This is a genomic window from Paenibacillus aquistagni (assembly GCF_900177815.1).
Lineage (GTDB): Bacteria > Bacillota > Bacilli > Paenibacillales > Paenibacillaceae > Paenibacillus_B > Paenibacillus_B aquistagni.
The window spans coordinates 1761322-1780622 of sequence record NZ_FXAZ01000001.1 but is presented as its reverse complement, the minus strand read 5'-3'; the positions used below and the strand labels follow the sequence as shown (position 1 = coordinate 1780622).

Genomic DNA, 19301 nt, shown 5'->3' with positions numbered 1-19301 from the left:
TGAAGTCTAACGCTTACATAAGGTATGGAGGATGCCATGAACAGACGAATCATGCAATTAACCGACTGGACATTCAAGGCTTGCGATGATGAAGAGTGGCTAGCGGCGAAAGTGCCTGGAACGGTACATACAGATCTGCTCCGGCACGGTCGAATTCCACATCCATTCAAAGGAACGAATGAGCATCGACTGCAGTGGATGGATAAGAAGGATTGGGAATATGAAGCCCATTTTGAAGTTGAGGAAACGCTGCTCGCGATGTCTAATCTTGAGCTGGTCTTTGAAGGACTAGATACCTATGCGGATATTGAGGTGAATGGTGTACGGGTGCTGTCCACCAATAATATGTTCCTGAGATGGGTTGTGGATGTGAAGCCTTATCTTAAACCTTCGCATAACACCCTCCAAGTTCGTTTCCGCTCCCCAATCAGAGAGGACATGCCTAAGGTAGAGAAGCGCGGATACAATTTTCCGGCCGCGAATGACCAATCCGAGTTGGGGGAGATTGGAGAGCATCACTTAAGCGTATATGCTCGCAAGGCGCCCTATCATTATGGCTGGGATTGGGGACCGAGATTTGTTACGAGCGGGATATGGCGTGACGTTTATTTGCAAGGCTGGAAAGGTGCTCGTATTCAAGATCTTTATGTGGAGCAGGTGAGGGTTACTCAAGAACAGGCAAACTTGGCTGCTCATCTAGAGATCGAGTCCGAGGTGGCGTGCGACGGTGTTATCCTTTTATCGAATGGCGAACAAGTGTGGGAGAGCAAGGTTTCTTTATTGCCTGGAATAAACGCGCGTTCACTTTCAATTGTCATCAGTCAGCCCAAGCTATGGTGGAGTCGAGGATTAGGCGAGGCACACCGCTACTCGTTCACAGCGCAATTGGTGGTTGAAGGCAATACAGTGGCTAGAAGCGAAGTGAAGGTAGGATTACGACAGATACGTTTAGTACGTGAAGAAGATTCCTATGGGACTTCTTTCTACTTTGAACTGAATGGAGTGCCAGTATTTGCGAAAGGCGCCAATCACATACCAAATGACAGCTTCCTTCCTGATATTACAGAGGAGCGTTATCGGTATGAAGTGAAGACGGCTGTCGCTTCTAATATGAATATGCTGCGCGTATGGGGAGGCGGCATTTATGAACCTGATCTATTCTATGATCTGTGCGATGAGCATGGCATTCTGGTCTGGCAGGACTTCCTCTTTGCCTGCAGCATGTATCCAGGGGATGAGGCGTTCCTGCAAAATGTAAGGCTGGAAGCGGAGTACAATGTGAAGCGGCTCCGTAATCATGCATGTATTGCCCTTTGGTGCGGCAATAACGAGATAGATGTGGCATGGGGCCATTATGAAGAGAAGCTTGGCTGGGGATGGAAGCAGAATTATACGCAAGCGCAGCGCGAGGAGATGTGGACGGCGTATGAGCGTATCTTCCATCAGCTGCTTCCTGAAGTGGTCGCAGCCTATGCGCCGCATACCGATTATTGGGCTTCTTCGCCGATGGAGGACATAACAGGAGATGCATCCCAGCATGCTCGATACTCATCCACAAGAGGGGATATGCATTACTGGGGCGTGTGGCACGCGTTGGAGCCGATTGAGAATTACAATGTCACGATAGGCCGATTTATGAGCGAATATGGGTTCCAATCGTTCCCTGAACGGAAGACGGTTGAAGCTTATGCTGAGTCTTCTGATATGGATCTGATGAGCGAGGTTATGAAGGCGCATCAGAAGACGGGTTCTGGCAATGACAAGATGCGGACTTATATGGAACGGTATTTGAGACTGCCGACTGATTTCTACGGCTTTATTTATATGAGTCAAATTATGCAGGCGGAAGCGATGAAGGCAGCGATTGAAGCACACCGTCGCCATCGGCCATTATGCATGGGGACCCTCTATTGGCAGCTGAATGACTGCTGGCCTGTGGCCTCATGGTCCGGAGTTGATTACTACGGACGCTGGAAGGCGATGCAGTTTTTTGCGAAGAAGGGCTTCAAGGATGTCATGCTGTCCATTGATGGGACCAGTCATACCCAAGCGGATCTATACATCTGTTCGGATGCTCTGTCTACGTTCCATGGTGAACTGGAATGGAGCTTGTATCGCTTTGATGGAGAGTGTTTGAGAGTGGAGAAGCGCCAGGTTACCGGTGAAGCCAACGCTTCAACGAAGCTTCTTACACTCGTTTACAAGGAATGGCTGGAAGGCATGGATCCTGCTCAGGTTGTTCTCAAGGCAAGGCTGCTATCGAATGGAGAGATCGTCGATGAGAAGCTTCATTATATGCTTCCGGCAACTGAGCTTGCGCTAATGAAGCCGCAAATTACGATTACCGAGGTCGAAGGGGCCGAACGCGCAACCTTTACACTCATGACGGATGTGCTCGCTAAGTACGTGTGGCTTGAGCATGAGGTTGAGGGTTATATGAGCGATAACTACTTTGACCTTATTCCAGGCATCCCGTATGAAGTGGCATTTCAGCCAAGAGATTCTCAAGCAGCGGCACTTGGCAAAGAGCAGATTACGATTCATTCAATGACGGATTATTGCTAGATAAATAGGTTTGAAACGAGCTGAGCTGTAAATAGCAGAGCTGTGTCCTAGGCACAGCTCTTTTTTCACATTTTACTCTGGCAGCTTGCCAAGAGAAGAGAACCATGTCATGCTATCAACAGGAAAATGCTGGCGCCTAAGCGACTTGCAGATTTTTGGCATAACGATAGAGGAGAGAAACGTGATAGGATAATCGTATACGATTCAAAAGTATCTTGTGGGGATCATGATCTATCTAGGTATAAAGTGTTAGGTCTTGTAGAGGAAGGATAAAGCAAATTCGTCTTAATCTGTAAGGCGCTATAGAAAAATCACGACTATAATACTATACTGACAATATGGCCTCTTTATCGCAGATTCATAGAGGTGACACATATCTAAGGGGTGGCCTGCTACATGTATAAGGTGCTGTTGGCTGATGATGAGATTCTCGATCTGGAAGGGATGAAGCAGTTTATCCCGTGGTCCCAGCTCGGAATGGAGATCATCGGAGCCGTAGGGAATGGTTTTGCTGGCTGTGAAGTGCTTGAGCGCGAGGAGATCGATATATTAGTAACGGATGTACATATGCCGAACATGTCCGGCTTGGAGCTCGCACGGCGCGCCCTAGAGAAGAAGCAGGATACTCGGGTGATCTTTGTAAGCGGATACCAAGAGTTCAATTATGTAAAGCAGGCGCTCTCCATGAATGCTTGCAGCTATGTGCTAAAGCCAATGGAAGATGAGGAGCTCATTGAATCGCTTAGAAAAGTGAAGGATGAGCTCGACATGCTCCATCGGAAGAAAGAAGAAGAAGAGAACTACAAGCAGCTCATTCCGATGGCTAAGAATGAATTAATGCTTAGACTTTTTGAAGGGGAATTCAATCTAGGAAGAGATCACAGCATGGTTAAGCTCGCATCATCTTATGGGTTGATGGACTTGCATTGGCCGATTCGCGTCGTCATTACAGAGCTTGATGATGTAGCAATGAAGCTTCACCAGAGCGAAGAGCAGAGCATACCAGAACTGCTGAACCAATTTTGTAATGATATGATTACACTAAGCCGCCAATTTGGGGCAGAACACAGTGTCAAGCTGTCCAGGCATCGGCTGGCTTTGCTTATTGAGGATACGTCTTGCAGCACTTGCTTGGAGCAAATGTATAAGCGCTTACAGGGAAAATACCCCTTTACGATGACGATTGGGCTCGGCTCTGCCGTTAATGGGCTTGAATATTTGCACCTGTCATATAAGCAGGCCTTGGAAGCCGTTGACAGTAAGATGTTTCTTGGCAAGGGCAGTGTGATCGCCTATGAAGATGTGCGCAAAGCGCCTGAGATGCAGGATGCGAGAACACTGGATCAACGACTAGAAGCGCTATTTACCGCGATGTCCGATTATGAACTTGTCCGCATACATGATGAGATCGACAACTTGTTTCAGTCTGTCTTAACGCTTCAGTCGAAGTTTACGATCTATAATCTAGCTGTCACCATTGTGATGAAGCTTAATCAGTACCTGCAGTCCATCGATGAGAACCTTGTGGAGATGATTGGGCTTGAGCTGCAGAATCTAGATATTCTACATCAATTTGAGACAGTGCAGGACATACGATCATGGCTCGTTCGCAAAGTATTTGAGATCTCAGAGAAACTTCATCAGAAGAACAACACGAAGAACAGTCCGCTTATTCGTGAGATTTTGCGCGTGGTTCAAGATCAATTGCATGAGAATATTACGCTTAAGGATATCGCCCATCAATTTTCCTTTTCGCCCAATTATCTAGGCACACTATTTAAGGAAGAGGTAGGGAAGACCTTCAGTGAAATGCTGATCCAGATGAGAATGGAACGTGCTGGGGAACTGCTTAAGGACCCTACGCTCAAAATCTATGAGGTGGCCAATCAGGTCGGATACCGCTATTTGCCTTACTTCAGCAGACAGTTCAAAGAAACCTACGGCATGACGCCGATGGAGTATCGCAAGCGGGACTAAAGCGGAGGATACAAGGATGGAAGAAGCGGGAAGAAGAAAGGTGCGTTATATTCCAGTAGGCTTCAAGCTCATGCTTAGTTATTTTGTCTTTATTATCATACCGGTGCTGCTTATCGGGTTTGTGTCACATTCGATGTACGTGGATTCCATTCGCAAGCAGACGGAGATGAACCTGCGCAGCACACTGAAGCAGATTTCGGACAACGTATACTATAAGCTGCAGGATGTGAAGCGCATCTCGGACATGCTCTATAATGATGCCACGCTAGCTAGACAGCTGCGCATCTACAGCGAGGGCTATGATAATTACGATCGAACGGTTAACATCATCATGCCCAAGTTCAGCGCCGCATTGAATGCGACCGGACAAAATATTTGGATGTCAATCTATTTAAAAAATGAAAGTCTGCCTGAGCGTTACTATGACGTGTATGAATCCGAGCATCCAGATACGATCGGGCGCAATTATAATATGTATCAAATGTCCCGAATACAAGACAAAGAATGGTATAAGAACTTCCCTAAGGAAATCTATGGCGAGACAATCAGCTGGCAGTCAGTAGGAAAAGACTTATCTTTCAATCGTATTTCTCTTTTGCGCAGATTGATTGATAATCATAATCCGCTAAATCTAGAGGAGCTCGGCTTTATCCGAATCAGCGTGAGCAAGGCTGAATTGTTCCAGAGCATTGACTACAGCCTGATAGGCAAAGGCAGCGTGCTCATGCTTAAGGATGATGCGGGCAAGGTAATCTATCATTCTGGCGAGCGTACAACGGACGATGTATCGAATGTGAAGAGCGGCTATTATTTAACGATTAATGAGAAGCTTGCTGATATGCCATGGCAGCTAGAAGCTTATGTGCCGATGACGATTATTGATCAGGATACCTTCAAGGTACGCTTGTTTACATTTATGGTCTGCTTGATTTGCTTTGTCGTGTTCACTTTTTTAGGCATCTTCATTTCGCGGTATTTTTCAAAAAGGGTTACGAAGATTGTATCTGTGCTGAATGCGTTTAGAGAAGGAGATCTCAGCAAGCGTTTCAGTTACAGCGGCAAGGATGAATTTGCCCAGATCGCTACAGCGCTCAATGATGTAGGGGAGAATATCGGCGAGCTGATCGAGGAAGTGTATCTGACTCAGATCGAAAAGAAAGAAGCGGAGCTCGAAATTCTGCAATCGCAGATCAACCCCCACTTCTTGTACAATACGTTATCTTCCATCAACCGCTTGGCGAAGTTCGGCGAGACGGAGAAGCTGCAGCGGATGGTGCTGGAGCTTGCTAAGTTCTATCGTCTTACCCTTAATGAGGGACGGACGATGATTCCGGTCAGAACAGAGATTGAACAGGCTAATGCGTATCTTCAGATTCAAAAGATCAAGTATGGCGAGCGAATGGATGTAAGGTTTGACGTCCACCCAGACATCTGGCCTTATGAAACCGTCAAATTGGTGCTTCAGCCTTTTATCGAAAATGTGCTGGAGCATGCATGGTGTGGTGATCGCATCCATCTGCGCATCGTTGCTGCAAAAGATGGCGATGACATCTTGTTTAGAATTATCGATGACGGAATTGGGATGAGTCAGGAACGAATCGATCAGATCTTCCATCCTAAAGAACATGTGAATGCAGGTTATGGCATTCGCAATGTGGATCAGCGGATTAAGCTGCAGTACGGCGCTGCCTACGGCGTGAAGATTGCAAGCAAGCTGGGGATCGGGACTGCTGTAGACATTCGCATTCCAGCGAAGCGCATTCATTCGGACAGCATGAAGGAGAACGAATGATGTTCCTTTAATGGAAAAACATGTATAATAAGGAGGGAGATATATTCTGATGAAATGAGGAGGTGCTCTTATGAGAACACAAGATTTCACAGTTATTCTGCTAAGGGTTGCCGCAGTGATACTTATGATTATGGGTATCAGCAAATGGGGCGAGGTATTATCCTTGTATGTTCAATCGAATCGACTGGGCCATGTGTTCATTGGCCTTGAACATGAGTTCCCTTTACTGTTCTTAGCTGCATGTGTTCCAGGCTTGATTATGGTATTGTTGTCCTTATGCTTGTGGCTGATGGCGCCAAGGCTAGCACGGCAGATTGTATGCGCACAAGAAGAAGGCAGCGAACAGAGTTGGCTGTCCAATCTTACTTCTCAACAATGGATGGTTATGCTGCTTACAGTAGGCATGCATATCATAGGGGCCGTCGTCTTGATTCAAGTTGTTCCGGAAGCAGCCAATATGCTGCTGTCCAAATCAACGAGGGAAATGCTTGGCATGGAGCAATACGTTCTCCTATTCCTCAGAGCTTTGATCGGCTTGATCCTGCTATTGTTCGCTTACGGCGTATCCAAAGGGCTGGTTAGAAGAGAGCAGCATACCTCGCTGTAGATCCGATGTCTTGTGATTCATCTGTGGATCTACATAGGTCACCTACGAATCTCATCGATGCAGAATACGTCAAAACGCCTCTTTCGTTATGGAAAGAGGCGTTCTTATAGGCAGCGCGCATGTGGTCTAGGTTGTAGAAGATTTGGCGAACACAATACCGATCGTATTTGTTCCACAATGGCTCGAAATAACACAGCCAGCATCGGATAGGAACACATTTTTGGCATTCGTCTTCTCTTTGAGCTGAGCCTGAATATAAGCTGCATCTTCTTCAGAGAAAGAATGTGTGACGAAGATCGTCTCATCATCCATTTGCTCTTTGAGTGCCAAGGCATTATTAAGAAGCTGCTCCAGCGCCTTTTCACGCTTGCCGCGGACACGATTTGCAGGTGTCATCTTGCCGTCAATGACTTTGATGACAGGACGGATGCGAAGAAGAGTGCCCACGATGTTTTGCAGTCCGCTGCAGCGGCCGCCTTTATATAGATAATCCAGCGTATCGATAATAAATTCTGTCTCAATATGCTTTCTCATTTCTTCAATATGCACGACGATCTCTTCCACGGTGCGGCCTTCTTCAGCAAGCAGTGCTGCTCGGTACACCTGCTGCCCGATGCCTGTTGACAGGTTCAAGGAGTCTATGACGGTGACGGAGCCTGGTTCCTCCTCCAGCATCTGCGAAGCCAGCGTAGCATTTTGAATGGTAGCTGACAAATGAGAAGACAAGCCAATATAGATGATATGGCGTCCTTCCTTGACATGAGGCTCGAAAGCCTTCACAAAATCACCAGGTGACGGAGCGGCAGTCTTTGGCAGAACACCGTGCTGATCGACGAGCTCATACAATCTCTTTGGCAGGAGATCAACCCCGTCACGATAATCCTGATCGCCAAACGTCACATATAAGGGAACAATGCCGATATCGTATTGTTCGAGTATCGATTTAGGCAAGTCGCTTGTACTATCTGAAAAAATCTTGATGCTACTCATATCTAACCTTCCTCCTGAACAATTATGCTATCTATGAGATGGAATGTCACATGTCATGACGTATGTATGTCCAACCCTATTATACTTGAAAAGTTAGTTTCCAGCACTCTCTTCCTGTTTCCGAATGCTGGGAATTCCATTTCCAGCCTGTGAAGCAGCTGAAGTTGCCTTCTCCTGCTGCGAACATGTATACTGATGTAGATTCGATTCACATGAGGTTACAGCGTCAATCTGATGAAGAATCGCTCTTTGACTTGGTACATAAAATAGACAGAGAGGAAGATTATACAGCGTGACCGCAAAGAGAGGGTTTCAACTGATTTCATGGGGGATCTTGTTTTTTATCGATTTCTCTCCATTTGGCTTTGACATTTTACCGGATATTGTAGGTTTCTTGTTGATCTACCGAGGCGCATTTTTGTTAGCGGATACTTCCATTCACTTTGCTAATGTGAAGAAGTGGATACCGATCCTGCTAGTGCTGAGCATCTACGATCTGATCGCTCCCATTCTAGCTGCTGCGCTGGAGCCTTATGTTGTCGCTTGGAGCTCCTTGATCAGCTCAATCATTACAACGGGCTTTAATGTATGGCTTGTATGGCAGCTTTGCAAAGGGTTATCGGCATGGGCAGAGAAAAAAGGAGAGTCCGACTTGGTTCTTCAGGCAAGGAAGCGTGCCATCGCTTTTATCATCATGATGATTGTGATGCTGCTTATGCTCGGAGTTGCTCTGATCTCGCCTTATTGGTTCACGATGCTCGTCATTCCGGTGCTGATTGCTTACGTTACCGTTACCTTAATGCTTTTGTACTTGTTCAACAGAGCTTCGGCTAAGGCATTATAAGTAAGATAAGCCATGCTTTACACGGATAAAAAATGATATAGGGACTGTACCAAGCACCAACCACCAGCCTTCACTTGTTTAGCAGTCCCACTTCGAGTCGGAATTTTATTGTAAAAAAGGACCTCGGCCACCACTTCGTGGATGCCGAGGTCCTTTCGCGTATGATTGGAGGTCATTACCGATATGTTGCAGACACTTTCGGGAAAGCCTCATCTTCCTATCAGCAAGCCTAATTGACTCGAAGGCTAGAACAGCTTCATGTATTCGCCGTAGCCTTCGCTCTCCAGCTTGGACACGGGAACAAATCGCAGAGCGGCTGAATTGATGCAATAGCGCAGTCCATTCGGCCCAGGGCCATCATCGAATACATGGCCAAGGTGAGAATCGCCAAGCTTGCTTCGCACCTCGACTCTTACCATGCCATGGGTCGTGTCAAGTTTTTCCTCAATATGATAGGCGCTTAACGGGCGTGTAAAGCTTGGCCATCCGCAGCCTGCGTCATATTTGTCCTTGGAGCTGAATAGGGGCTCGCCGGAGACGATATCGACATAGATGCCTTCTTCGCCATGATCCCAGAATTCATTTTGAAACGGACGCTCCGTGCCATTTTCCTGTGTGACTTGATACTGAATCGGCGTCAGCGAATCTTTAAGGCTTTGCTTCTGCTCAGTTGAGACGCCCCAATACTTCTTTGTAAATGCATCGCGTCCAGATGCCGAGCGATAGCGCTTATAGTGAGCAGGATTCTTCTTATGGTAGTTCTGATGATATTCCTCCGCAGGGTAGAACGTTGTGGCAGGCAAGATCTCCGTTGCAATCGGCTTATCGAATCGGCCGCTTGCTTCAAGCTCTTGCTTGGAAGCTTCTGCTTCCTGCCGCTGCTTCTCTGAATGATAGAAGATAGCCGTGCGATAGGAATGACCCCGATCATAGAACTGGCCGCCTTCATCTGTTGGATCGATCTGCTGCCAATAGAGTTCGAGCAGCTTGCGATAAGGAAATACCTCAGGGTCGAAGCGGATTTGAACGGCTTCGGCATGACCTGTTGTTTCTGAGCATACATCTTTATATGTGGGGTTATCGGTGTGGCCTCCGATATAGCCGGATTGAATGGATTGAATGCCTGGGAGCTCTTCAAAAGGGGTGACCATACACCAGAAGCATCCCCCTGCAAATGTAGCAAGTTCCGTAGTCATCGGTATCTAACCTCCTTCTTATGGTTATCATAACCATATTTTTTAGGGAGATCAACATCTCTTGAAATTTAGAATTTTAGAACCAAAAAAAGGTTTGTCAAATATGGACAACACATGTTATTATGATCTACATCAGTACAACTTAACCTATTATTTATAGGGGAGTAGCAGTTCGATAAAGTCGTCATGACGGGAGTTGCGGGCGCAATCCTCGGCTTTATCGGCAACGTCATCTTCGTTGTTTGCGAGACCTTTGCCCACCGTGGGGGAGGTCTCTTTTTTAGTGCCGTTACCTCAGGGTAACGGCTTTTTGTTTTTATGAAATGATGAAGATTGTGCATGCTACGTGTATGGAGCAGAACGTTGGAGGCGGTATACCATGGAAATCTTTACACTGGAATTTTGGACGACATTATTATCAATTGTTATGATCGATCTGGTCCTTGCTGGAGATAATGCGATTGTTATTGGTCTGGCTGCACGCAACCTGAGAAAGGAAGACCAGAAGAAGGTTATTATTTGGGGGACGGTAGGAGCTGTTATCATCCGTGTTCTTGCCACGATGGCAGTCGTATATCTGCTTCAAATTCCTGGTCTCCTGCTTGTCGGCGGGCTCATGCTGATCTATATTGCCTTAAAGCTGATGACAGACGAGAAAGAGCATGAGGTGAAGTCTTCGACTAGCATACTGGCTGCGATACGCACCATTATTATTGCCGATGCTGCGATGGGACTTGACAATGTGCTTGCGGTAGCAGGGGCTGCGCAGCATGATTATTTGCTCGTAGTGATGGGACTCGCGATTAGTGTGCCGATTGTGGTATGGGGCAGCACGATGGTGCTGAAGCTTATTGAGCGCTTTCCTATTATTATCACGATTGGTGCAGGGGTGCTTGGCTGGACGGCAGCCAAGATGTTTGTGAAGGAAAGATTCTTGGCTGACTTCTTCGTGAATCCTGTAATCAAATACGGCTTCGAGATCTTCATGATTGTGGCTGTCATTGGAGCAGGATTAGTCATTAAGCATAAGCAGGCGGAGAAGAGAACCTTGCAGGAGGGGCATGCATAAGAAGATGCTAGCTGCTATCGGGCTATAAATGGATATTTGAATCCATCGCGCTGAATAGACTTAGCTTGATGCCGCATTTGATTCATACCGAGGCGTTGCAGAACAAAATATGCTGCAGCGCCTTTTCTTTTTTTAATCTTAAATGACATATGGATTCCTGTAGTATTTTTAGCTGCTCCCATGTACAATTGTATTATAGTTCTTCCTTGTAAGCGCTTAAGGGGGCGTGTTGATTGTCAGAGACGTTAACGATTGTAATGAATGAGTCACCCAGCAAGGGTGAGATTACAGTGCTTTTCAGCGGTCAATCTCAAACAGACAAAGCTCATACAGTAGGACCCAATATGTTTGATTATATTCTGATTCATTATGTACAATCCGGAAAAGGCCAGCTCCAAATGCGTGACACTACCTATCAATTGCAAGAAGGGGACAGCTTCTTTATCTTCCCGGGAGAGCTTGCCTTCTATGCTTCAGATGACGAAGATCCTTGGGCTTATCGCTGGATCGCGCTTAGAGGCTCGCAAGCTGAGAAGCTGCTCGCAGACAGCGGCATAGGTCCGCATCGTCCCATTGTGCGGCCAGCGTCTTATCAGCGCTTGAATACTTTATTTGAGCGGATTCAGTCCTCGCTTGAGCAAGGCGGCTTCTCAGGCGACCTTGAGGCAGAGGGGTATGTGCGAATTGCGCTGGCGGAATACAGCAAGGCCCATGAGCATGAACGGATGAGCAACCCTGAGGTGAGAACCGAGATTGAACGCCAGATCGAACAAGCAGTTAGATACATTACGCTTCGCTATTACAGTTCGATATCGATCGAACAGCTGGCTCAACAGTACGGCTATCATCGCACTTATTTTTCGAAAATGTTCCATGAGATTACAGGGGAATCGCCGATCCAACTGTTGATTCGGCTGCGGATGGAGCGGGCCCGCACCTTGCTGCTTACGACTCAGCTGTCGATCGAGCAGATTTCATCTTCTGTAGGCTATGCGGATGCGCTTTACTTCTCGAAAATGTTCAAGCGCACGTTCGGACACTCGCCAACCGCTTATCGAAAGGAATATCAGGTGCTGCATGTGGATCATTAACATTGAAGCCCCGCAGACAACAAGTCTGCGGGGCTTTGTGATGGTGGTGAACCGTATAAAAGCCAGGATAGCAGTCCGCTATCTCGCTCAGCAGCAATCTAGATGACATAGGAGCCATTCACTTCCGCTGCGCACAAGACTCACTTGTCAGGTTGTGCATGGATGCACGAATTAGCCTTGGATAGAAGCAGCCTTCGCTTCACGCTCGTACCAGTAACCTGTTGTTCCGGTGACAAGGCGCATCAGGGCCTCTGTATAGTAATAATCTCCCCATATCATATAATCATCCGGGCTGTTGCCATGCTGTACCGAATAGGAGCCGTGCTGAAGCAGCCCTTCTGCATCCGGCTCATTCACAGTCGAATAGTTGACGATAAGGGAATGAACCATCTGGTGCAGTGCAGTCGTCAGCTTCTCGCGGTCTACATGATCTTCAGGCAGATGCTCAAGCAATTCTTGCAGTCCCGCAGCAACGATGGCTGACGCAGAGCTGTCACGCGGAGTTGCAGTCTCTATTGGCGCATCAAAGTCCCAATAGGCGACTTGATCCTCAGGCAGATGATCGATAAAGTAATGGGCCAGTCGTCTTGAAGTCTCTAAAAATGATTCCTGCTTCGTATAGCGATAGGAAAGTGCAAATCCATACACACCCCATGCTTGACCTCTCGTCCAAGTGGAACCGTTCGTATAGCCTTGGTGAGTGGAACCTCCGATTGGAGCGCCTGTTGCTTCATCGAATACGAAGGTATGATAGGAAGAATCGTCTCCTCTAACGAGATAACGGCGGCTTAGCTCCGCATGCTTATGGGCAATCGCAGCATATTTAACATCTCCTGTCTGCTCGCTTGCCCAATAAAGCAGCGGGAGGTTCATTAAGCAATCAATAATGATGCGTCCGCCATTAACGGCATCGCCCTTGGAACCCCATGCTTGTATATATTGGCCATCCTCTCTCCAGCGAGCGAGCAGCGCATCTGCAGCATCAATGGCCAACTTCTTGGCTTTCTCATCCTGCTGAATCATCCATTGAGCCTTCGCGGACAAAGAATAGAGGAAGCCGATGTCATGATGATCCAATACGCGCATTGCCTGCAGGCGCTCGCGGAAGCTGTCAACCGTCTGAGAGGCAGCCTGAGCAAATACAGGGTCTTTTGTATACTCATAGCACAGCCACAGAATTCCGCTCCAGAAGCCGTCAGTCCAATCGGTATTATCATTCAACAGATACTTGTCGTCTTTGCTGACATGAGGAAATTGATTACCGAATCTAGCAATGTTCGCTTTTGTTTTGGATACAATATCGTCTAATGCCGATTTCCACATTGGTTCCATGACATTCATCCCTCCAAGGATTATCGATTCATCCAACCGCCATCCACGCATAATACATGACCGTTAACATAATCAGAAGCAGACGAAGACAAATAAATTGCTGCACCGGCAAGATCCTCAGGCGTTCCCCAGCGATGTGCTGGAATGCGGCCTAGAATCTCACCGCTTCGCTGCTCATCTTGACGAAGTGCGGACGTATTATCTGTCGCCATATAACCAGGGGCAATCGCATTTACATTTACCCCCTTAGATGCCCACTCATTGGCGAGCGCTTTCGTTATCCCAGCGATGCCGTGTTTGGAGGCGGTATAGCCGGGCACATTAATGCCGCCTTGATAGGACAGCATGGATGCGATATTAATGATCTTGCCATAGCCATTAGCGATCATATGCTTGCCGAACTGCTGGCACAGATAGAAGGCTGCGTCCAAATTCAAGCGCAGCACATCATGCCAGTCCTCAAGCGGGTGATCAGCGGCAGGGGTTCTGCGAATAATGCCTGCATTGTTAATAAGTATATCCACCTTGCCTCCTGCAAGGGCAACGGACTGCTCCGCGATCTTGGCAAGGTCGCCAAGCACGGACAGATCGGCCTGCAGCGTATGGACATTTACGTTGTAGCTGGCGAGTTCTGCTTTGACATCTTCTTGCAGCGGACGCTGTGAGATGAGCACAAGATTGGCTCCCGCTTGGGCAAGGCCTCTAGCCATACCGAGCCCAAGTCCAACGCCTCCTCCAGTTACAACGGCCGTACGTCCTTGAAGATGAAATAAAGAGAGTGCGGATTGCATGTCTCTTCCTCCTCGTTAAGAATCTTCGATATCAGGTAGAGCTTGCTGCGAGCATGAGCTTTGCGCCATGAGCCTCATAGCGAGATGCGGTATCGTCGGATAGGCGATGATCTGTAAGGATGGCCTGCATCTCATGAAGCTCAGCAAAGGTGAGCAGTGCGACCTTGTCGAACTTCGTATGATCGGCTACAGCAAACACTTGCTTGGCGCTCTCTACCCAAGCTCGCTTTAATTCATAGAGCTCGCTCGTATAAATGCTTAGCCCATGATCGGGATGAATAGCAGTGGCTGAGACAAATGCTTTTTGAATATTCAGCTTCTGAATAAAGCTGTTTGCCTCAGGGCCAATGAGCAGGTTGCGATTGCGATACCCTCCAGGTACAACCAATCGAATATCAGGCTTGCGAGTCAGCTCCGCAATAATGAATAGATCATTGGTGATGACGGTTACAGGGACGTCGCCTAACAGCCTTGCCATTTCGAGGGTTGTACTGCCGCCATCCAAAGCGATAATGTCATGGGGTTCAATAAGCTTGAGCGCTTCTCTTGCGATTTCAGCTTTTTCATTCAAATGCTGCTGATTGGGCGTTTGGAGCGGGAGCATCCCGCGATCGGCTGCGTTGCGGAGCATCGCCCCGCCATGGACGCGAGTTAGAAGCCCCTGTTCTTCAAGCTGCTCCAAATCGCCGCGAATGGTCTTGCCAGTGACATCAAGCTTCTGGCTTAGATCAGATACTTTAACCTCGCCGTGGTGAATCAGTAATTCCATAATTTGTTGGTGCCGCTTGATGTTGGACATCTTCCTTCATTCCTTTATGTTCAGGCTCATGCGAGCCAAGGGTAGTTCCTCTTATCGTAAATCCTTCATGCCAACCATGTCCATATCATCAAAGTCTTGATTCTCACCCGCCATTCCCCAGATGAACGTATAGTTGTTCGTGCCAACACCGCTGTGGATGGACCAGCTAGGGGAGATTAACGCCTGCTCGTTGCGAATGACGAGGTGGCGGGTCTCGGTTGGCTCGCCCATGAGGTGGAAGACAACCGCATCCTCAGGCATATCAAAGTAGAAGTAAACCTCCATACGGCGATTATGGGTATGGCAAGGCATCGTATTCCACATGTTGCCTGGCTTGAGCATCGTAAGGCCCATTACGAGCTGGCAGCTCTGAATCCCTTTTTCATGAATATATTTGTAAATGGTGCGTTCATTTGAGGACTGAATAGAACCCAAATGAACCGGTGTTGCTTCACTGATCGGAGATTTAGCTGTCGGATAAGCCTTATGAGCAGGTGTTGAGTTCAAATAAAATTTCGCAGGGTTAGCCGCATCTTCACTTTGAAACAGCACTTCTTGGGCGCCTAGTCCAACATATAAGCAGTCCTTGTTCGCCATTGCATAGGTCTCGCCATCGACAGTAACGCTGCCTGTGCCGCCCACATTGATAATACCGAGCTCTCTGCGAGCGAGGAAGTAGGGCGCACCCATGTCCTTTGAATCCGCTTCCAATTTGACTGTATGATGAACCGGCAGCACACCGCCAGTAATAAAGCGATCTGCGTGGCTGTAAGTCAGTGTCAGTTCATCCGCATGGAACAGCTTCTCCATAACGAATTCATCGCGCAGTCTTGTTGTGTCATAGCCTTTCACATCTTGTGGATTGTTGGCATAACGAATATCCATAATTACAGTACCTCCTAGAGTCTTTTATGATGAATGATAATAAAGTTGGTAAGGATTGCCTTCATTATAGTCTAGAGTTCAATTATGTTCAATATGGTTTATTAATGTTCATAATTGTTTTGTTGGTATAACTTGAACAGCCCTTGTGTCAAAAATAAAAACCATGCACGGCTGCCGAATCATTAGTCCGGGACATAACCGATATCGTTTGTCTCCTAATGATTGGGCGGGCACATGCATGGCCTCATGGGATACAACAGCAGCAGCTAATTGCTGTTGTTCAGCGTACGTGTCTTCAGTCCTGGCAGAAGGGCGAAGGCAAAGGTGCATAGCGGCGAGATCAGCAGGAAGAAAGCGTACGGTGCATATTCGAGCACGCTCATACCAAGTGCTGCTGTCATCAGCGCACCGCTTACTCCCCAAGGGATAAGTGGGTTGACGAGCGTTCCGCAGTCCTCAAGTGTTCGGGACAATGTGAGAGCGGGAATGCCGCGCCGTTCATACTCGGCTTGGAACATTTGCCCCGGCAGCAGGATGGACATATACTGCTCGCCTGTGAACAGGTTAACCCCAATCGCGCTTAGACCAGTAGAGACGACCATGCTCTCTTTTCGTTTAATGGGCGCGATGATCTTTTTGAACAAGGCTGTAATCACACCACCGTGCTGCAGCAGACCACCAAAGGCAAAGGCGGTCGCAATCAAGGTGATCGACCACATCATGGACATCACGCCTCCTCGGTTCACGATAGCAGCAATCGCTTCGTTCGTGATATTGGACTGATAACCATGCAGCATAACCTGCATCCAATTTGTAGCGGACCAATTCGTTTGTACGAGTCCTGTCACGATAAGTCCTGAACTGATGCCAAGCAGCATGGTGAGAATAATGGGGACACGCAAGATGGCTGCAATGAGCACAATCGCAAGCGGCAGCAAGGCCATTGGATGAATGTGGTAGGCGCTCTCCATTGCCGCCTTCATGTCAGTGAGCTGCATGACATCTTGATTCGTGGTGTGGCCAAATATCAAGAAAGCAGCGCTTGTGATCAAAAAGGCAGGGACCGTGGTCCACGTCATGTTTCGAATATGAGCAGTCATGTTCACTTTGGCTACGGCTGAGGCAAAGTTCGTGGTATCTGACAATGGCGACATCTTGTCGCCGAAGCAGGCGCCAGAGACAACTGCTCCTGCTACGAGTGCAGGATTAAGTCCCATGGAGGAAGCCATGCCAACCAGCGCAACCCCAAAGGTTCCTACGGTTGTGATCGAACTGCCGACACATACCGATACCAAGCAGGTAAGTACGAGTGCGCTAAATGCAAACCATTGCGGCTGGAACCATGATGTTCCATAAACGAGCAGGGTAGGCACTGTGCCGCTCATCATCCAAGTGGCAATTAAGATGCCGATAAGCACGAGCAGGATAGCTGGCATGACAGAGCTTTGAACTCCTCTGATAAGAGCCGATTCAACCTGCGCCCACGTCATGCCAAAGCTCATGAGCATAAGGCCTGTGAACACAGCGGCCGTTAGAAGCGGGATCAAAGGTTCTGCATGCCAATACAAGATGGTGAGCAGCAGCCAGCTCATGGTCACGACAAAGATCGATAGACTTTGGCCAAATGATATTTCTTTTAAACATTCTGGTGATTCTTCGTGCTGGTTCATGTCTCTCTCTCCTCTAAGCTGTCTATCAAACATCCGAGTCTAGCTAATATGATCGAGCAGGGATGGTGCAATCATGAAAAGTTGTTCACACATTTGACTTTTATGCTTCCTCGCTTTTTGGTAATAAAGCAAACTCGAATAACAGGTATTACTGTACATGCAATACATGGCAAGGTCAAATGGGATTATATGACGGTTATGTGTAATTTTTCGGGAGGCTAGAGTGATGCTTCTATTAATTGAATGTGCAATTTAAAAGTAGATTTGGAAACGATGAGTTGCTCGTGAAGGTCATGGATTGCAATAGAAGACGTTGATTTACAAGTAAAGGCTAAAAGAGATAAGAAGAGTTATCCGAAAGGGGTTTGACCTGGGTACGCCTATAGCTAAGATGGAGAATATTCTGGCAGTGGCAAAGAAAAAGCATCTCACCTGCATGGGATCACTTGCACACTCGCTCGCTTCAAGAGCAGCCGTTCTGTACAAGCAGATCTGAACAAGAGATGCTTATATCTATACCGATGAATTGGAGGTTATGACGAAGAAGAGGTTTTTCCTGTTTGCAGGAATGCTTCGAGCTCTGTGCGAGTTGGCATGCCGCCTTGAGCACCAAAGCGTGTCACCGATAATGCGCCAGCAGCGACAGAACGCTTGACTGCTTCTTCCAAGGATCGCCCTTCAGCAAGAGACACAGCTAATGCGCCGTTGAATGTATCGCCAGCGCCGGTTGTATCTTTCACCTCAACGTTTAAGCCTTTTGTATGCTGAACCTGCCCATCAGCCGTTGTCCATAGGGCGCCGTCGGCTCCTTTTGTCATGATGATTCGCTCAGGGCAAGTTCCAAGCAGCGCTCCCCAGTGTTCCATCGCTGATGGGGAATCGGTTTCCATCTTCAATTGATTACCGAGCATGATCGAGAGCTCGTGCTCATTTGGCGTAAACCAGTTGATGGTCTCCATCCATGCAGCATCGAGTGGAGCTGCAGGAGCGGGATTAAGCATAATAGGAACGCGATGCTCTTGTGCGATGAAGGCAGCGGCTTTTACGGTTTCCATTGGCACTTCCAGCTGCATAAGCAAGAGATCAGCTGCTTGAATCAGCTCCCTATGTTTTTCGACGAGAGTGGCCGTAAATTCTCCATTGGCTCCAGGGACGACGATGATGCGATTATCGTGCTCATTGATCGTGATTGCGGCTGTGCCTGAGGACTGCCCTTGAATTGTAGTAATGCCTGAGCAATCGATGCCTTCAGCTTCCAGATTGTGAAGCAGGTCCTGCCCGAAGCTGTCATCGCCGATGCATCCAATCATATGCACCTTAGCCCCAAGCCGGGCGCACGCTACCGCTTGATTGGCGCCTTTACCCCCGCAGAAGGTGTGAAAGGAGGAGCCAAGCACTGTCTCTCCTGCATCGGGCACATGATCCGTGACGGTAACGAGGTCCATGTTCAGACTGCCAACGACAACAATAACGGGCTCTGTTAGGTTATGTTCAACCCGAGATGGGCTGCTCGCTTCTACTTGTGATGCATTCATTGCTTCATTCTCCTTTACGCATTGAAAACGTCTCTTCCGTTATCGTTGGGTTCTATCTTAACAAAGAATATGAAGGTATGATACTGTAGCGATAGAAACTTTATTTTTCCGAAAAGATATGGTAAAATCTATATACTTACATTTAGTAAGTTTATGAA

The 19301-nt window shown here is 47.6% G+C and carries 15 protein-coding genes; 7 read left to right on the top strand and 8 right to left on the bottom strand.

The window, feature by feature from the left end; all coding sequences use genetic code 11:
- Positions 1-36 precede the first annotated feature (36 nt).
- From B9Y93_RS08375 to B9Y93_RS08360, 4 genes are all read left to right on the top strand, one after another.
- Complete coding sequence (locus tag B9Y93_RS08375; protein WP_085493824.1) at positions 37-2565, top strand: beta-mannosidase; 2529 nt, start codon at positions 37-39, stop codon at positions 2563-2565.
- A 396-nt stretch (positions 2566-2961) separates the two neighbouring features.
- A complete protein-coding gene (locus B9Y93_RS08370; RefSeq protein ID WP_085493823.1) occupies positions 2962-4542 on the top strand; it encodes a response regulator in 1581 nt (526 codons plus the stop codon).
- Between the two features lie 16 nt (positions 4543-4558).
- Complete coding sequence (locus B9Y93_RS08365; RefSeq protein ID WP_085493822.1) at positions 4559-6334, top strand: sensor histidine kinase; 1776 nt, start codon at positions 4559-4561, stop codon at positions 6332-6334.
- A gap of 70 nt (positions 6335-6404) precedes the next feature.
- Positions 6405-6941, top strand: a complete 537-nt coding sequence (locus B9Y93_RS08360; protein ID WP_085493821.1) for a hypothetical protein — start codon at positions 6405-6407, stop codon at positions 6939-6941.
- Between the two features lie 126 nt (positions 6942-7067).
- On the opposite strand, the gene B9Y93_RS08355 is transcribed toward B9Y93_RS08360, so the two are convergent.
- Entirely contained in the window at positions 7068-7931 is an 864-nt protein-coding gene (locus B9Y93_RS08355; protein ID WP_085493820.1) for a DegV family protein, read from the bottom strand.
- A 292-nt stretch (positions 7932-8223) separates the two neighbouring features.
- Between B9Y93_RS08355 and B9Y93_RS08350 the strand changes: the two genes are divergently transcribed.
- Positions 8224-8775: a hypothetical protein gene (locus B9Y93_RS08350; RefSeq protein WP_085493819.1), complete on the top strand. Its 552-nt coding sequence runs from the start codon at positions 8224-8226 to the stop codon at positions 8773-8775.
- A 245-nt stretch (positions 8776-9020) separates the two neighbouring features.
- On the opposite strand, the gene msrA is transcribed toward B9Y93_RS08350, so the two are convergent.
- On the bottom strand, positions 9021-9971 hold the full coding sequence (gene msrA, locus B9Y93_RS08345) for a peptide-methionine (S)-S-oxide reductase MsrA (RefSeq protein WP_085493818.1): 951 nt from the start codon (positions 9969-9971) through the stop codon (positions 9021-9023).
- A 379-nt stretch (positions 9972-10350) separates the two neighbouring features.
- On the opposite strand from msrA, the gene B9Y93_RS08340 reads away from it, so the two are divergent.
- Positions 10351-11040: a TerC family protein gene (locus B9Y93_RS08340; RefSeq protein ID WP_085493817.1), complete on the top strand. Its 690-nt coding sequence runs from the start codon at positions 10351-10353 to the stop codon at positions 11038-11040.
- 233 nt (positions 11041-11273) lie between these two features.
- Positions 11274-12131 carry an AraC family transcriptional regulator gene (locus B9Y93_RS08335; protein ID WP_085493816.1) on the top strand — a complete coding sequence of 286 codons (858 nt, stop codon included), beginning with the start codon at positions 11274-11276 and terminating at the stop codon, positions 12129-12131.
- Between the two features lie 171 nt (positions 12132-12302).
- Here the strand turns inward: B9Y93_RS08335 and B9Y93_RS08330 are convergent, their stop codons facing one another.
- From B9Y93_RS08330 to rbsK, 6 genes are all read right to left on the bottom strand, one after another.
- Positions 12303-13454 carry a glycoside hydrolase family 88 protein gene (locus B9Y93_RS08330; RefSeq protein ID WP_085494032.1) on the bottom strand — a complete coding sequence of 384 codons (1152 nt, stop codon included), beginning with the start codon at positions 13452-13454 and terminating at the stop codon, positions 12303-12305.
- A gap of 29 nt (positions 13455-13483) precedes the next feature.
- Complete coding sequence (gene kduD, locus B9Y93_RS08325) at positions 13484-14254, bottom strand: 2-dehydro-3-deoxy-D-gluconate 5-dehydrogenase KduD (RefSeq protein ID WP_085493815.1); 771 nt, start codon at positions 14252-14254, stop codon at positions 13484-13486.
- A 31-nt stretch (positions 14255-14285) separates the two neighbouring features.
- Positions 14286-15053, bottom strand: a complete 768-nt coding sequence (locus B9Y93_RS08320) for a DeoR/GlpR family DNA-binding transcription regulator (RefSeq protein ID WP_085493814.1) — start codon at positions 15051-15053, stop codon at positions 14286-14288.
- A 51-nt stretch (positions 15054-15104) separates the two neighbouring features.
- Positions 15105-15938 carry a 5-dehydro-4-deoxy-D-glucuronate isomerase gene (kduI, locus tag B9Y93_RS08315; RefSeq protein ID WP_085493813.1) on the bottom strand — a complete coding sequence of 278 codons (834 nt, stop codon included), beginning with the start codon at positions 15936-15938 and terminating at the stop codon, positions 15105-15107.
- Positions 15939-16204: 266 nt separating this feature from the next.
- Positions 16205-17608, bottom strand: coding sequence for a Na+/H+ antiporter NhaC (nhaC, locus tag B9Y93_RS08310; RefSeq protein ID WP_085493812.1), 1404 nt, complete (start codon positions 17606-17608; stop codon positions 16205-16207).
- A gap of 533 nt (positions 17609-18141) precedes the next feature.
- The gene (gene rbsK / locus B9Y93_RS08305) at positions 18142-19143 is read right to left on the bottom strand and encodes a ribokinase (RefSeq protein WP_085493811.1); all 1002 of its coding nucleotides are present in this window, start codon (positions 19141-19143) and stop codon (positions 18142-18144) included.
- Positions 19144-19301 lie beyond the last annotated feature (158 nt).

Coding starts and splice junctions, on each gene's coding strand:
- rbsK (WP_085493811.1), bottom strand. CDS start 19,143: ATGAATGCATCACAAGTAGAAGCGAGCAGCCCATCTCGGGTTGAACAT.
- B9Y93_RS08370 (WP_085493823.1), top strand. CDS start 2,962: ATGTATAAGGTGCTGTTGGCTGATGATGAGATTCTCGATCTGGAAGGG.
- B9Y93_RS08340 (WP_085493817.1), top strand. CDS start 10,351: ATGGAAATCTTTACACTGGAATTTTGGACGACATTATTATCAATTGTT.
- kduD (WP_085493815.1), bottom strand. CDS start 14,254: ATGCAATCCGCACTCTCTTTATTTCATCTTCAAGGACGTACGGCCGTT.
- B9Y93_RS08320 (WP_085493814.1), bottom strand. CDS start 15,053: ATGTCCAACATCAAGCGGCACCAACAAATTATGGAATTACTGATTCAC.
- B9Y93_RS08365 (WP_085493822.1), top strand. CDS start 4,559: ATGGAAGAAGCGGGAAGAAGAAAGGTGCGTTATATTCCAGTAGGCTTC.
- B9Y93_RS08355 (WP_085493820.1), bottom strand. CDS start 7,931: ATGAGTAGCATCAAGATTTTTTCAGATAGTACAAGCGACTTGCCTAAA.
- nhaC (WP_085493812.1), bottom strand. CDS start 17,608: ATGAACCAGCACGAAGAATCACCAGAATGTTTAAAAGAAATATCATTT.
- B9Y93_RS08330 (WP_085494032.1), bottom strand. CDS start 13,454: ATGTGGAAATCGGCATTAGACGATATTGTATCCAAAACAAAAGCGAAC.
- msrA (WP_085493818.1), bottom strand. CDS start 9,971: ATGACTACGGAACTTGCTACATTTGCAGGGGGATGCTTCTGGTGTATG.
- B9Y93_RS08375 (WP_085493824.1), top strand. CDS start 37: ATGAACAGACGAATCATGCAATTAACCGACTGGACATTCAAGGCTTGC.
- kduI (WP_085493813.1), bottom strand. CDS start 15,938: ATGGATATTCGTTATGCCAACAATCCACAAGATGTGAAAGGCTATGAC.
- B9Y93_RS08360 (WP_085493821.1), top strand. CDS start 6,405: ATGAGAACACAAGATTTCACAGTTATTCTGCTAAGGGTTGCCGCAGTG.